This window comes from Arthrobacter sp. AD-310 (genome assembly GCF_054656615.1).
The window spans coordinates 43,164-56,726 of record NZ_BAAHNO010000002.1; the positions used below are offsets into that span (position 1 = coordinate 43,164).

Annotated in this window: 12 protein-coding genes, 2 tRNA genes, 1 pseudogene and 1 riboswitch; of the genes and pseudogenes, 1 reads left to right on the forward strand and 14 read right to left on the reverse strand. The window is 67.9% G+C overall.

The annotated features are described in order from the left end of the window. Positions 1–7: 7 nt before the first annotated feature. On the reverse strand, positions 8–1,090 hold the full coding sequence (locus ACYQ1Z_RS00815; protein WP_459790448.1) for an FAD-dependent oxidoreductase: 1,083 nt from the start codon (positions 1,088–1,090) through the stop codon (positions 8–10). A gap of 119 nt (positions 1,091–1,209) precedes the next feature. Between ACYQ1Z_RS00815 and ACYQ1Z_RS00820 the strand changes: the two genes are divergently transcribed. Beyond that, the gene (locus ACYQ1Z_RS00820) at positions 1,210–2,523 is read left to right on the forward strand and encodes a class I SAM-dependent methyltransferase (RefSeq protein WP_459790450.1); all 1,314 of its coding nucleotides are present in this window, start codon (positions 1,210–1,212) and stop codon (positions 2,521–2,523) included. Positions 2,524–2,623: 100 nt separating this feature from the next. Here the strand turns inward: ACYQ1Z_RS00820 and ACYQ1Z_RS00825 are convergent. From ACYQ1Z_RS00825 to ACYQ1Z_RS00885, 13 genes and pseudogenes are all read right to left on the reverse strand, one after another. Further along, positions 2,624–2,696 (reverse strand) — tRNA-Ala (locus tag ACYQ1Z_RS00825). A 230-nt stretch (positions 2,697–2,926) separates the two neighbouring features. Beyond that, positions 2,927–2,999, reverse strand: a tRNA-Ala gene (locus tag ACYQ1Z_RS00830). Positions 3,000–3,116: 117 nt separating this feature from the next. Then, a complete protein-coding gene (gene rsfS / locus ACYQ1Z_RS00835; RefSeq protein ID WP_459790451.1) occupies positions 3,117–3,518 on the reverse strand; it encodes a ribosome silencing factor in 402 nt (133 codons plus the stop codon). Between the two features lie 40 nt (positions 3,519–3,558). Continuing rightward, on the reverse strand, positions 3,559–4,932 hold the full coding sequence (locus ACYQ1Z_RS00840) for a hypothetical protein (RefSeq protein WP_459790452.1): 1,374 nt from the start codon (positions 4,930–4,932) through the stop codon (positions 3,559–3,561). 7 nt (positions 4,933–4,939) lie between these two features. After that, on the reverse strand, positions 4,940–5,599 hold the full coding sequence (gene nadD / locus ACYQ1Z_RS00845) for a nicotinate-nucleotide adenylyltransferase (RefSeq protein ID WP_459790453.1): 660 nt from the start codon (positions 5,597–5,599) through the stop codon (positions 4,940–4,942). A gap of 10 nt (positions 5,600–5,609) precedes the next feature. Next, positions 5,610–5,840 (reverse strand): hypothetical protein, encoded by a 231-nt coding sequence (locus ACYQ1Z_RS00850; protein ID WP_459790454.1) that lies wholly within the window; start codon positions 5,838–5,840, stop codon positions 5,610–5,612. An 83-nt stretch (positions 5,841–5,923) separates the two neighbouring features. After that, complete coding sequence (locus tag ACYQ1Z_RS00855) at positions 5,924–7,300, reverse strand: glutamate-5-semialdehyde dehydrogenase (protein ID WP_459790455.1); 1,377 nt, start codon at positions 7,298–7,300, stop codon at positions 5,924–5,926. 26 nt (positions 7,301–7,326) lie between these two features. Next, positions 7,327–8,475, reverse strand: a complete 1,149-nt coding sequence (gene proB, locus ACYQ1Z_RS00860) for a glutamate 5-kinase (protein WP_459790457.1) — start codon at positions 8,473–8,475, stop codon at positions 7,327–7,329. Further along, positions 8,465–10,051 carry a GTPase ObgE gene (gene obgE, locus ACYQ1Z_RS00865; RefSeq protein ID WP_459790458.1) on the reverse strand — a complete coding sequence of 529 codons (1,587 nt, stop codon included), beginning with the start codon at positions 10,049–10,051 and terminating at the stop codon, positions 8,465–8,467. Before obgE ends, proB begins: the two co-directional genes overlap by 11 nt. Before the next feature lie 115 nt (positions 10,052–10,166). After that, the gene (gene rpmA, locus ACYQ1Z_RS00870) at positions 10,167–10,430 is read right to left on the reverse strand and encodes a 50S ribosomal protein L27 (RefSeq protein WP_009372867.1); all 264 of its coding nucleotides are present in this window, start codon (positions 10,428–10,430) and stop codon (positions 10,167–10,169) included. A gap of 61 nt (positions 10,431–10,491) precedes the next feature. Continuing rightward, complete coding sequence (rplU, locus tag ACYQ1Z_RS00875) at positions 10,492–10,800, reverse strand: 50S ribosomal protein L21 (protein WP_056336264.1); 309 nt, start codon at positions 10,798–10,800, stop codon at positions 10,492–10,494. Between the two features lie 263 nt (positions 10,801–11,063). After that, positions 11,064–12,584 carry a bifunctional hydroxymethylpyrimidine kinase/phosphomethylpyrimidine kinase gene (gene thiD / locus ACYQ1Z_RS00880; protein WP_459790520.1) on the reverse strand — a complete coding sequence of 507 codons (1,521 nt, stop codon included), beginning with the start codon at positions 12,582–12,584 and terminating at the stop codon, positions 11,064–11,066. Between the two features lie 7 nt (positions 12,585–12,591). Next, positions 12,592–12,689, reverse strand: a riboswitch (TPP riboswitch). 118 nt (positions 12,690–12,807) lie between these two features. Continuing rightward, positions 12,808–13,563: pseudogene (locus ACYQ1Z_RS00885) on the reverse strand (ribonuclease E/G); the annotation flags it as partial.

Genomic DNA, 13,563 nt, shown 5'->3' on the forward strand with positions numbered 1-13,563 from the left:
GCGCACTTCAGCCCCACGTTACCGGTTCCGCGGCGGGCGCCACTCCCGGGAGCTGGAGGATGGCGGCGACGGCGGCCCGGCCCGCACGGTTGGCGCCGATGGTGGACGACGACGGCCCGTAGCCCACCAGGTGGACGCGCGGCTCGGCTGCAACCCGGGTCCCGTCCATCGCGATCCCACCGCCGGGACCGCGGAGGTGGAGCGGGGCCAGGTGTTCAAGTTCGGCCCGGAAGCCTGTGGCCCAGAGGATGACGTCCGCTTTCAGGAACCGCCCGTCGGCCAGCCGCACCCCGTCCGGTTCAATGGCAGTGAACATGGGCTGCCGGTCCAGGGCACCGCGGGCTGCCGCGGCCCTGAGGGCGGGTGTCCAGATCAGGCCTGTCACGGACACGACGCTTTGCGGTGGAAGCCCCTTGCGCACGCGTTCCTCCACGAGGGCCACGGCATCGTGGCCGGCGCGGGAATCGAAGGCGTCGTCGCGCCAGGCCGGCTCGCGCCGCGTGAACCAGCTGGTGGAGGTCACCCGGGAGATTTCGTCGAGGAGGCCGACGGCGGAAATCCCGCCACCCACGACGACGACGTGCTTGCCGGCGAACTCCTCGGCGGCAACGTAGTCGGCCACGTGCAGCTGGCGGCCCCGGAAGGTGGATTGACCGGGGTAGATGGGCCAGAAGGGGCGCGTCCATGTTCCGGTGGCGTTGATGACGGCCTTGACCGACCAGTCCCCGTCGGACGTGGAAACCAGCAGCCTGCCGGCAGGGTCGGAGTCCTCCCGGCTGACCGCGCGGACCTTGACGGGCCGGCGTACCGCCAGGCCCAGCTCGTCCTCATACGCGCCGAAGTAGCGGGTCAAAAATTCCGAGCTTGGCTCGCGGGGGTCCACAGCGGGCTTGGCGATGCCAGGCAGGTCGCTGATGCCGTTGACCGTGGCCATCCTGAGGCTTTTCCAGCGGTGCCGCCACGCACCCCCCGGGCCTTCCTCGGCGTCGAACACCACATGGTCAAGCCCGCGGCGCTGCAGGTGGTAGGCAGCCGAGAGACCAGCCTGTCCGGCGCCGATGACGGCGACACCGGTCCGGACTGAATTCACTCCCCCATCATAGTCGCGCGGGGCGTTCGGGCCTTAGGGTGGGGCCATGGAACCGCCCCGGTACGTCACCGGAGGCGGTCAGCCCGTCAGGGCTACCCTGGCAGAAGGAGGCAGCGATCATGACCACACAACGCGGGGCCGCCGGCAGGCTGGCCAAAGCATTGGGCATCGTCCTGGGCACCGGGCAGATCCCCTTGCGGCTCAAGGCCTGGGACGGGTCGGAAGCAGGACCGGAAGACGCCCCCGTGCTGGAATTCCGTTCCCGGCGGGCCCTCCGCAGGATGCTGTGGTCCCCCGGCCAGCTGGGCCTGAGCCGGGCGTACGTTGCCGGCGAAATCGACGCGCCCGGTGACATATTTGCCGCCTTCACGGCCTTGAGTTCCGCCGGGAAGTTTGCCGAACCCGGACCCTTCCGGCCCCTGACGCCGGGCGAGCTGCTGACCCTGGCCGGCACCGCCGTCCGGTTGGGGGCGGTGGGGCCCAACCCTGCCCCGCCGCCCGAAGAGGCCCGGATCAGCCGGAAGGGCAGGCTGCACTCGCGCCGCCGGGACTCGGCGGCCATATCGCACCACTACGACGTCGGCAACGACTTTTACGGGCTGGTGCTGGGACCATCAATGGTCTACTCCTGTGCCGTTTGGCCCGCGGACGCAGGAACGCCCGGAGCAGATTCCGCCAGTGCCGAAGGGCTGGATGCCGCGCAGGAAGCCAAGCTGGACCTCGTCTGCCGGAAGCTGGGGCTCAAGCCGGGAATGCGGGTCCTGGACGTGGGCTGCGGCTGGGGCAGCTTTGCCCTGCACGCCGCCGGCAAGTATGGGGCCACGGTTGTGGGCGTCACCCTGTCCCGCGAACAGGCCACCCTGGCCCGGAAACGTGCCGCCGAAGCCGGGCTGACCGAGCGTGTGGACATCAGGGTCCAGGACTACCGGGACATCAGCGACGGGCCCTATGATGCGATCAGTTCGATCGGGATGTCCGAGCACGTAGGGCGCGAGCAGACCCCCGGCTATGCTGCTGCCCTGTTCGCCCTTCTGGCTCCCGGCGGCAGGCTACTGAACCACGCCATCTCCTGGAACGCCGGACCCACCAGCCCGGACCCCGATTCCTTCATCCCCCGGTACGTGTTCCCCGACGGCGAAATGATCAGCCTCGGCGAGATGGTCACGGCCCTGGAAGCGGCAGGTTTCGAAGTCCTGGATGTCGAGGCGCTGCGGCGGCACTACGCCCTGACGCTGCGCGCGTGGGTGAAGCGGCTGGAGGAGAGCTGGGACCAGGCCGTGGCGCTGACCAGCCCGGGCCGGGTGCGGGTGTGGCGGCTGTACATGGCTGCCAGCGCCCTGGGCTTTGAAGCGAACCTCACGGGCGTCAACCAGGTGCTGGTCCGCCGGCCAGGCGGTGAGGAGCCCCCGCTGCGCCGGACGGCGTGGATGTAGCAAGGGCTTGGGCAGATGAGCGAACTTGCCGGGGCTTAAACAGAAAGGGAACCATCCTCTCGGATTGGTTCCTCTTTTGTTCTCCTGCTGGAGATCCCGGTGGAGCTGAGGGGACTCGAACCCCTGACCCCCTGCATGCCATGCAGGTGCGCTACCAGCTGCGCCACAGCCCCTTGGATCGTTGTCCGGGCCGTACCGGCCGGAGCAACCTGACCAGCTTAGAGTACCGGAGGGCTGCATGCCAAATCGGCGGAAAAGCCATGCCCCAGGGCCTTCGGGCAGACGAAATTAAGGCTTCGACCGAATTTCGCCCCCCGGGCGCGGGGCGGGGGTGGCTGGCACCCGGGTCGGCCAGGCAACAAAAAAATCCGCCGGAATCAAATGATTCCAGCGGATTTTCCGGTGGAGCTGAGGGGACTCGAACCCCTGACCCCCTGCATGCCATGCAGGTGCGCTACCAGCTGCGCCACAGCCCCGAACTATTGCTGCTCCATGGATCTTTCCTTTCGGATTTCCCCGAAGCAACTCCAATATCTTAGAACAGCAATTCCGAAAATTCCAAATCGGGAATATTCGGTAGATTGGCGGCGGACTTACTCGCTGTCGGACGCTGCCGTTGCCTTCGCAGAAGCGTCGTCGCCGAGCTGAAGGTCCACCACGGGGCAGTCCTTCCAGAGCCTCTCGAGGGCGTAGAACACCCGGTCCTCCTCGTGCTGGACGTGGATGACGATGTCCGAGTAGTCAAGCAGCACCCAGCGTCCGCCGGACCGGCCTTCGCGGCGTACAGGCCGCAGATCCTGCTTGGCCAGCTCTTCCTCGATGCCGTCAACGATGGCGTTGACCTGGCGCTCGCTCGGTGCGGAAGCGATCAGGAAGACGTCGGCCAGCGCCAGCCGCTCGCTGACGTCCAGGGCCACGATGTCCTGGGCGATCTTGTCCGCTGCTGCCCGGGCAGCAGTGCGGGCAATGGTGATGGATGTATCTGATGCGGTCACGGGACTCCTTGTTGGTGTGAAAGTTTGTGCTGGTGACCGGTCAGCGGGTCATGCCGCTGATGATCAGGAAAATGCCGGAAATAAGTGCCACCAGCCCGAACAGCAGGATGCACAGCTGAAGCACGCGGTTCCGTTGAGCCCGGGCCAGGCCGGCGGTGGCAGCGTCCAGCGGGTCCAATCCGTGCGCCGCGCTGGCCGGAATCCGGGGAAGGTCCTCCTGGAGATGGTCCACCTGGTTTTCCGGGAACATCACCGGCTTGGGCCGGGTGGCTGCCCGGGCGGCGGCCTCGGCACGGGCAATGACCTGGGAGCGTCCCGACGCAGCGTCAGCCTTGGCAGGAGCGGGGCGGCTCGACGGCCGCCGCTTGCCAGTGCCTGCCGGCACCTTCGTGCCGGGCCCGGTGGTGACGGGAACATGGGAGGTTGCCGGCGGCTTCATGACGGGACGGTCCACACCCGGCACCTGCACAAACTCCAGCGGGGTCACCATGGCCAGGTTGTTTGCCGTTGACGGACCGGGACGGTTGGGGGCGGCAGTTTCCTTGGCACCGGATTCCTTTGCTCCCGCGTCCTTCGCCGGACCGGCCGGGGCTCCCGCCTGCTCTGCCAGCTTCTGCCTCGCGATGGCACGCCGGTTCATCACCGCGGCGCGTTCGGCCAGGGCGATCTGTTCTGCCAGGATGTCGGGGTCGATAGCTTCCGGATCCATGGAGGCGATGTGCTCCATCTTGGCGATCTGGTTCCGGGCCTGTTCAGCGATCAGGGCACGGGCAGCCAGGGCCTGTTCCACAGTCATGCCCGCGGGACCGGAAGGGCGCGGCGTGGCGGCGGAGTCCGGTGCTTCCGCCTCCGCGGCAGGTGGCGCTGCAGGATCCTTTGCCGGACCGGGCGTTCCTGCGCCGGCCGAAGCCGCAGCGGCGGATGACGCGGCGGGGGCAGCACCCGGCGCCCCGGCTGCCGGCGGAACCACCGGGTTGGCAGCGGTCAGCGCCTGTTCCTTGAGCTGCTGGAGGCGCAGCTGACGCCGGGTGGGCGGCCCGCCCGCGGCGAGCTGCCCTTCCTTTTCTTCGAGTTCCTTGATGGTGCGCAGGGCTGCACGGTCACGCGCGCGGATCTGGGACGACCGCTGCATGGGAGTCTGTACGGGCGCCTGCTCGGCGGCCCCGGCCCCGGGGGCCATTGTCGGGCCGGCAGAGGCAGTTGTTGCAGGCAGGCCCGCGGCCGGCGGATTGTCAGCCTTGACCGTGCCCGAAGCCGGTTTTTCGGCGGCTGGCGCGCTGGCGGCGGGCTGCGCAGGCTGCCCTTCCGTGGCAGGGCTAAGCTGCTCCGCGCCCTCGGCAAGGTTCGCCTGCTCGGCGGCCCTGGCCTGCCGGAGTTCCCGGCGGCTGCGGATGGGGGGCTGTTCCTGGCTCATGGAAAACTCATTCGGTACTGGCGGGTTCACGGGTTTCGGACGATGGTTCGTTCCCGCTGGCCGGCTCCTGGGCGTAGAGGCCGTACTTGGCGATGTATTGCACCACGCCGTCCGGAACCAGGTACCAGACAGGGTTGTTCGCGGCCACGCGGGTGCGGCAATCGGTTGAGGAGATGGCCATGGCCGGTACCTCAAGCAGGCTGACGTCATCCCGGCCCATGCCGTCGAGCTCATGGCCGGGCCGTGTCACACCAACGAAATGGGCCAAGGACCACAGCTCGTCGATGTCTTTCCACGACAAAATCTGTGCCAGGGCGTCAGCGCCGGTGATGAAGAACAGGTCTGCATCAGGGCGCTGGGCCCGCAGGTCCCGCAGGGTGTCGATGGTGTACGTCGGCCCCGGACGGTCAACATCCACGCGGCTCACGGTGAAGCGCGGGTTCGAGGCGGTCGCGATAACCGTCATGAGGTACCGGTGTTCGGGTTCGCTGACCTGCTTGTGGGACTTCTGCCAGGGCTGGCCCGTGGGGACGAATACCACCTCGTCGAGGTCGAACTCGGCGGCCACTTCGCTGGCTGCGACCAGGTGGCCGTGATGGATGGGATCAAATGTCCCGCCCATCACGCCCAGGCGCAGCCGGCCGTTGGTTCCGCGGTGGCGGAGCACGCGGGAAATGTTAGTGGCCCTGCCCGTGATCGTGCTTGTTCGGGTGCTGGCGGTGCGGGTCCGCGTGCTCCTCGGTGGGGGCGTGGCGGTTGCCGAGGTTGGTGTAGGAGAGGGTGACGAACATCATGACCAGGAAGATTGCGAAAATGACGATGCCGAAGACCCACGGCTCAGCCCACAATGGCGCGAGTTCGTGTTCTTCGCCTTCGGCGACGGTCATGGCGATCTGCTGGAACAGCATTTTCTCCCCTAAAAGTTCAAAATGGTTGATGGGCAGCGGAAGTTTCCACTGCTTTCTGGCGTCTGGTCTATGTTACCGCGTTGCTACGCGCGGACCTGGCCTTCGCCCTGCACGATCCACTTGGTGGTGGTGAGCTCGGTGAGGCCCATGGGACCGCGGGCGTGCAGTTTCTGCGTGGAGATGCCGACCTCTGCGCCCAGCCCCAGTTCCCCGCCGTCGGTGAAGCGCGTGGACGCGTTGACGATGACGGCTGCCGAGTCCACCTCGGCGATGAACCGCTCCGCGTTGGCGAGGTCGTTGGTGAGGATGGCCTCGGTGTGCCCGGTGGACCAGGTGCGGATGTGCTTGACGGCCTCGTCCAGGCTGTCAACCATTGCCACGGCGAGGTCGAGGTCCATGTACTCGGTCCCCCAGTCCTCATCGGTGGCGGGCTGGGAGTCGATGGAGGCGGGCAGCGCGGCGCGGATGCGATCGTCGGCGTGCAGACGGACCCCTGCCTTGCTCAGTGCGGCGGCCACGGCCGGCAGCACCGTCGATCCGGAGTGCACCAGGAGGGTCTCCACGGTGTTGCAGACACTGGGACGCTGCGTCTTGGCGTTGAGCAGGATCTCAACGGCCATCTCTTCATTGGCCGATTCGTCGATGAAGATGTGGACGTTCCCCTCCCCCGTCTCGATGACCGGGACGGCGGAGTTGTTGACGACGGTCTGGATGAGGTCGCGTCCGCCGCGGGGAATGAGCACGTCCACGCGGCCGCGGGCGCGCATGAGCACGCTGGCGCCGGCGCGGCCGTACTGGTCCACGGTCTGGACGGCGTCGGCGGGCAGGCCCACGGATTCCAGTGCTTCACGCAGCACCCGCACCAAGACTTCGTTAGTTGCCGCGGCGGCACTGCCGCCGCGCAGGATGACAGCGTTTCCGCTCTTGAGTGCCAGTCCGGCGATGTCGACCGTAACGTTGGGCCGGGCCTCGTAGATGGCGGCGACCACCCCCATGGGCACGTTGACCTGGCGCAGGCGCAGGCCGTTGGGGAGGGTTTGTCCGCGGACGACGTTCCCCACGGGGTCGGGCAGGTTGGCCAGGTTTTCGAGTGCGGCAACGAGTCCGCCGATGCGGGCTTCGGTCAGGGTGAGCCGGTCCAGCATGGCCGTGGAGGTGCCGTTGGCTTTGCCGGCGGCCACGTCCCTGGCGTTGGCGGCCAGGATCGCCTGGGAGTTCTCCTGAAGGGCGTCGCCGACGGCCCGCAGGGCGCGGTCCTTCCAGGCGCGGTTGGCCATGGCCATCCGCCGGGCGGCGTGCCGAGAACGGTCCGCGATTGCGTGGACGGCGGCCTGGACCTCAGCTTCGCTGCGGGATTCAGCGGCTGATTCCGGCGCTGCTGCAGGCGTAACCGGCTGCGCACCGGCAGCGGCAGCGTCTGCGGAGTTTTCAGCAGTGTTGGAGATCAGGGCTTCAGTCATGTTCCAAGTTTAGGCGAGCCGGGAGCTCAGACCAGCACGAGGTCGTCAACATGAACAACTTCGCGGTCGTAGCCGCTGCCCAGTTCCTCGCCAAGGTCCTTGGTGGACCGGCCCAGCATCCGGGGCAGTTCTTCCGACGAGTAGTTCACCAGCCCCCGGGCGACCACGGTGCCGTCGGCACCCGCGATTTCGACGGCGTCGCCCGCCTCGAAAACACCGTGCACCGCCGAGATGCCTGCGGGCAGCAGGGAGGTGCGGTGGTGCCGGACGGCGCGCACGGCGCCGTCGTCCAGGACAAGCCGGCCCTGCACCGAGGCGACGTGTGCCAGCCAGAGGAGCCGGACGGGCTTGCGGGCACCGTTGACGGTGAACCAGGTGCCCACGTCCTCCCCGTTCAGCGCGGCGGCTGCGTTGGGTGTCGATGTCACCAGGGCGTGGATGCCGGAGCCTGCTGCCATGGTGGCGGCTTCGACCTTGGTGAGCATGCCGCCCGTGCCGACGCCGGCCTTGCCGGCTTTGCCGATGGTGACGCCGTCCAGGTCGTGGGGGCCTTCCACCAGGGGGATCCGTTTGGCACCGAGCGACGGCGGACCGTCGTAGAGGGAGTCGACGTCGGACAGCAGGACGAGCGCGTCCGCCCGGACCAGGTGCGCAACCAGGGCGGCGAGGCGGTCGTTGTCGCCGAAGCGGATCTCATGGGTGGCCACGGTGTCGTTTTCGTTGACTACGGGGACCACGCCGAGGTTCAGGAGCCTGTCCATGGCGCGCAGGGCGTTGGTGTGCTGGCTGCGCCGCATCAGGTCTTCCGCGGTCAGGAGCACCTGGCTGACCGTCACGCCGTGGGCACCGAACGCCTGGGTGTACCGGGCCATAAGCAGGCCCTGGCCAACGCTCGCCGCGGCCTGCTGGGTGGCAAGGTCCCGGGGCCGCTTGGCAAGGCCGAGCGGCGCCAGGCCTGCTGCGATGGCACCTGAGGAGACCAGGATGATTTCGGTGCCGGCGTTCCTTTTGGCGGCCAGGGCGTCAGCCAAGGCCGTCAGGGACTCCTCCGAGATCCCGCCCTTGATGCTGGTCAGGGAGGACGAGCCGACCTTCACTACAACCCGCCGGGCGTTGGCGAGCTCACTCCTGTCCACCGAACCTGCCAGTTCCGCGGCGGCTGCCCTAGAACTCATCGGCGTCCAGTCCACTCTCCTTGAGGGGCTTGGCCGCGCGGCGTCCGCTGACGGACTCTGTCCAGATGCCGGCCTTGCGCTCGGCTTCAAGCTCGGCGCGGGCGGCAGCCTTGGCGTCCCGGCGTTCCTGCTGCTCCTCGCGTTTCTGGCTGCGGGTGGGACGGTCGCCGACGTCGGCGATCCGGATGTCGGTGCCGCGCGGCGAGGCCAGGAGTTCGGCGCCGGCCATCATGGTGGGCTCCCAGTCGAAGACGACGCCGTCGTCCTCGCCAATCACCACGGTGTCGCCGGGCTTGGCGCCCAACTTGAACAGTTCCGTTTCAACGCCGAGCTTGGCCAGGCGGTCGGCAAGGTAGCCGATGGCTTCCTCGTTGGTGAAGTCGGTCTGCTTGACCCAGCGGACGGGCTTTTCGCCAAGGACGCGGAACAGGGGCTCCAGATTCTTTTCCTCCCGCCGGATCCGGAACCCGGTCTCGTTGACGGCACGGGGCCGCAGCACGGCAGGCTGCACCTTCGGCGGGGCGGCGGCGACCTGGTCACGGGCAGCCTTGACGATCTCTGCCATCGCGAACCCGAGCTGGCGGAGGCCCTCATGGCTGGTGGCGGATACTTCGAACACCCGGTAGCCGCGGGATTCCAGTTCGGGCCGCACAAATCCGGCCATGTCCTTGCCGTCCGGCAGGTCCACCTTGTTCAGCGCCACCAGGCGGGGACGGTGGTTCAGCGGGACGACTTCGCCGTCCTGCCCGGCGTAGCTCATGTCGACGGCGTACTTCTCAAGTTCGGCCTCGATGATGGCGAGGTCGGTGAGGGGGTCGCGGTCCGATTCGAGCGTGCCGCAGTCCAGGACGTGGACCAGGGCGGCGCAGCGCTCGACGTGCCGGAGGAAGTTGTGACCGAGGCCTTTACCCTCGCTGGCACCCTCGATGAGCCCGGGGACGTCGGCAATGGTGAAGCGGACGTCACCGGCCTGGACGACGCCCAGGTTGGGGACCAGTGTGGTGAACGGGTAATCGGCGATCTTCGGGCGGGCAGCAGACATCGCGGCGATGAGGCTCGACTTGCCTGCGGACGGGAAGCCGACCAGTGCGATGTCGGCGATGGACTTCAGTTCAAGGACGATGTCGCGGGATTCGCCCTCGATGCCGAGCAGGGCGAATCCGGGCGCACGGCGCTTCTGCGAGGACAGGGCCGCGTTGCCCAGTCCCCCAATGCCACCGGCAGCGGCGACGTACTCCGCCCCTTCGCCGACAAGGTCCGCCAGGACCGTGCCGTCCTTGGACTTGACCACGGTGCCGTCCGGGACGGGCAGGATGAGTGATTCGCCGTTCTTGCCGCCGCGCCAGTCGCCCATGCCGGGGCCGCCGTTGGTGGCGTGCCGGTGGGGGGCGTGGTGGTAGTCGAGGAGCGTGGTGGTCTGGTGGTCGACGCGTAGGATGACGTCGCCGCCGTTGCCCCCGTTGCCGCCGTCGGGGCCGCCCAGCGGCTTGAACTTCTCCCGGTGGACGGAGACGCATCCGTGGCCGCCGGTACCGCCGGATACGTGCAGTACTACCCGGTCTACAAAGCTGGCCACGTAAATCTCCTCAATGCTGTTTGCGGGACGTCCACGACGCCCTATCGATTGTAGTGCGGTTAAAAGAACAGTGGAGGGGGGAACGGGGCCCGCTCCCCCTCTTCCGAACCGGTTGTTACTCTGCAGCTGCAGCAGCAACGATGTTGACGACGCGACGACCGCGGCGGGTGCCGAATTCAACGGCGCCCGGGGTCAGTGCGAACAGGGTGTCGTCGCCGCCACGGCCAACGCCGGCGCCCGGGTGGAAGTGGGTGCCACGCTGGCGGACGATGATCTCGCCGGCGGAAACTACCTGGCCGCCGAAGCGCTTGACGCCGAGGTACTGTGCGTTGGAGTCACGACCGTTGCGAGTGGAGCTCGCGCCCTTTTTATGTGCCATCTCAAATGCCTGCCTTTAGAATTCGGGGAATCTGTTGAAAAACCTGAACAGTAACCGGTGGTTAGCTGATGCCGGTGATCTTGACCTTGGTCAGTTCCTGGCGGTGACCCTGGCGCTTCTTGTAACCGGTCTTGTTCTTGAACTTCTGGATGACAATCTTGGGACCGCGGAGGTCCTGGAGGATCTCAGCCGTGACAGTCACCTTGGCCAGGTCAGCAGCAGCGGAGGTGACCTTGTCACCGTCCACCAGGAGCAGTGCGGGCAGCTCAATGGTGCTGCCGGCTCCACCGGCGACGCGGTTCAGGGTAACGAAGTCTCCGACGGAAACCTTCTCTTGGCGGCCGCCTGCGCGGACAATCGCGTACACCACTTGGGAACTCACTTCTCTCGACGTTTCTAACTAAATTTGCGTGCGGAACCGGCTGCTAAATGGCTGGTTTCCCGCTGTGCCTCAACGCCGTGGGGTCATAACCCAAGTGTTGGCGTAAGCACCGAAGAACTAGATTACGCTAATTTCCTCTTCGGCCGCAAATGAGGCTGGTTCCGGCGCGCCGGCTGTGATAAGAACCACAGCCAGGCTTCGCGGCGGGACCGGCGCCCTGCAATGATACCGGCGGAGCGCCTGCGGACGGCTCAGGAGTGCAGCCGCGGCGCGTCGAAGAAGTCCACTTCGAGGCGGCATGACTGCTTGAAGGCGGTGGCCATGGCTGCGCGTTCCTGCCCGGATGCGTCCCGCCCGGCCCGGTCCACGATGGCGATGGCCTTGCGGGTTGCCTCCGCGAAGCCTTCGTCAGCGTAGGTCCGGAGCCAGTCCGCGTACGGGTGCCCGTCGGGTTCGCCTGCGGCCACGAACTGCGCGTGCAGGGTCTTCCCGGCTTCCGCATAGAGCCAGAAGCACGGCAGGACTGCGGCGGCCAGCACCGCATAGCTGCCCGACGCCGATGCGGCGGTGAGGTGGTCCACGTAGGACTTCGTGACCGGGCCAAGTTCCGGCTTCACGGTGCGGGTGCCAAGCCAGGAACGGTGCAGCTCGGACTCGACCTCAAGGCACTGCTGCGCGGATCCGGCCCAGAAAAGCTGTTCGGCCTCGCTGGGAGCCAGGGCGCTGGCGCGGGCGAGGACCCGGGAGTACCCGTTGAGGTAGATGGCATCCTGGGCCAGGTAGTAGCCAAACTCCTTTTCGGGCAGGTTCCCCGACGCCAGCCCCTTGATGAAATCGAGCTCATAGATTGCGGCCAGGTCCGCTTCCGCCTCCGCCCACAGCCGGGCCGCAAAGGCCCCCTCCTGCGGCACGGCCTGAAGGTGGTGGAAGTGGTTGACGGGCCCGTTGCCCCCGCCCACCTCGAGGCCTTCCGACGCTTCCAGGGCAGCGGCGAGCCAGGGCTTGACCTCGCGCAGGGACGCCTCCCAGTCCCCCAGCCGCGCCTGGACGGTAGCCATCGCCGACGACAACGAACACCCGGTACCGTGGCTGTTCCGCGTTGCCACCCGGCTGCCTGGCACCTCCACCACATCCGCCGACAGCAGCCCGCGGCTGTTGACCAGGGCGTCCGGGCACTGTGCCCCGGCAAGGTGTCCGCCCTTGACCAGCACGGTGGCGCCGGTGGCCTCGGCCAGCCGCTTGCCCTGTTCCAGCGCTCCTGCCCAGGTGTCCGATGTTTCTTCGCCGAGGAGCATGGCCAGTTCGGCGAGGTTGGGCGTGATGAGGTGGGCGAGCGGAAGCAGGTCGCGCAGCGCCGCCTCGGCCGTCTCCTGAAGCAGCCGGTCACCGCTGGTGGCCACCATCACCGGGTCAAGAACCACGACGGCGGGACGCACCTTGTCCAGCCACGACCGCACTGCCCCGATCACGCCGGCGTCGCCCAGCATGCCGATCTTCACTGCATCAATGCTGATGTCGTCACTGATGGCATCCAGCTGGCTGGTCAGGAACGACGCTGGCGGGACGTGCACCGCCGCCACGCCGCGCGTGTTTTGCGCGGTCAGGGCCGTGATTGCGGCCATCCCGTAGCCCCCGTGGGCGGCAATGCTTTTCAGGTCGGCCTGGATCCCGGCACCGCCCGACGGGTCGGAGCCTGCGATGGACAGGACCCGCGGAACGTCCCGGCCTGCGCCGGGCTGGGCAGCAGCGCGCTGGCTGGTTTCGGCAGGCATAACAAGGGTCGAAGACAATGGACATCCCTTCGCCGGTACTAGCCGGACAGGTTCAACGGGTCTGGATCTCAGCCGGCCCTTCGCGCGGCACCCCGTGTCGGTTCCCCAGCCTAGCCGGTTTGCTGTCTCCGCCTGAAAGGTGACATCCATTGCCGGCCCGGGTTAAACGGCGATGCCCGGTACCGCCACGTGTGCGGCGGTACCGGGCATCCGGAAAGGGCTTCTAGAGCTCCGAGGCCGGGACTCCCACGCCCAGGATGATGGGCGCCTCGGCCGGCTTGGCAGAGGCTTCCCTGCTCCGGGCAGGTTCCGGGGCTTTCGCCGCATGGGAGTGGCCTGCACTGGCAGCCGGCACGTTCTCGTGCTGCTGGACCGATGTTTCGTTCGCAGCTCCCTGGGCGCGGCTGGCGCTGCGGTTGCGCCGCGGACGCCGCTGCCGGGACTGGTCGGCTGTGTGGTCCGACCAGTCCTTGTCAGCCGGCGCCGGGGCGGCCTGCGGTTCGGCGGCCGGGGTGGGCAGCGGCCGTTCGTTTGCCGGTTCTTCGGCCGGCTTTGCCGCGGCGGGCGTTTCCGCAGCCGGCGTTTCGGCAGCAGGTGCCTCAGCGGCCGGTGCCGGCTCACCCAGGTGGGCGAAGGCTTCCGCAAGCCGGTCCAGGGTCAGGGCCGGCCGCACGGGCTGCTCTTCGGTGTGCTCCACGAACGGCAGCGCGACTTTCTCGCCGCCGAACGTCAGGACGGCCGCGGGCCGGGCCGGGGTGTCGCCGTCGTGCTTCTCACCTGCTGCGGGTGCAACGGGCTGGGCGGGCTGTGCCTGCTTGGCGGCCGCCACCTCGTCGTCGTGAAGGTGTGCCGCGTGCGCGGCCGCCGCAATGTTGGCGAGGGCCAGCCGGGTGGCTTCGGCTTTGGCGTGGCGCTCCGCGTCCGCGGGGTCGGGGTGGACGGTGTGGACGTGGACCGCTGCCGGCGCGGTGTCCGGCTG

Bases quoted from the DNA above. Each gene is read 5' to 3' on its own strand.
- rpmA (WP_009372867.1), bottom strand. From the start codon at position 10,430: ATGGCACATAAAAAGGGCGCGAGCTCCACTCGCAACGGTCGTGACTCC.
- ACYQ1Z_RS00820 (WP_459790450.1), top strand. From the start codon at position 1,210: ATGACCACACAACGCGGGGCCGCCGGCAGGCTGGCCAAAGCATTGGGC.
- proB (WP_459790457.1), bottom strand. From the start codon at position 8,475: ATGAGTTCTAGGGCAGCCGCCGCGGAACTGGCAGGTTCGGTGGACAGG.
- ACYQ1Z_RS00855 (WP_459790455.1), bottom strand. From the start codon at position 7,300: ATGACTGAAGCCCTGATCTCCAACACTGCTGAAAACTCCGCAGACGCT.
- thiD (WP_459790520.1), bottom strand. From the start codon at position 12,584: ATGCCTGCCGAAACCAGCCAGCGCGCTGCTGCCCAGCCCGGCGCAGGC.
- ACYQ1Z_RS00850 (WP_459790454.1), bottom strand. From the start codon at position 5,840: ATGCTGTTCCAGCAGATCGCCATGACCGTCGCCGAAGGCGAAGAACAC.
- ACYQ1Z_RS00840 (WP_459790452.1), bottom strand. From the start codon at position 4,932: ATGAGCCAGGAACAGCCCCCCATCCGCAGCCGCCGGGAACTCCGGCAG.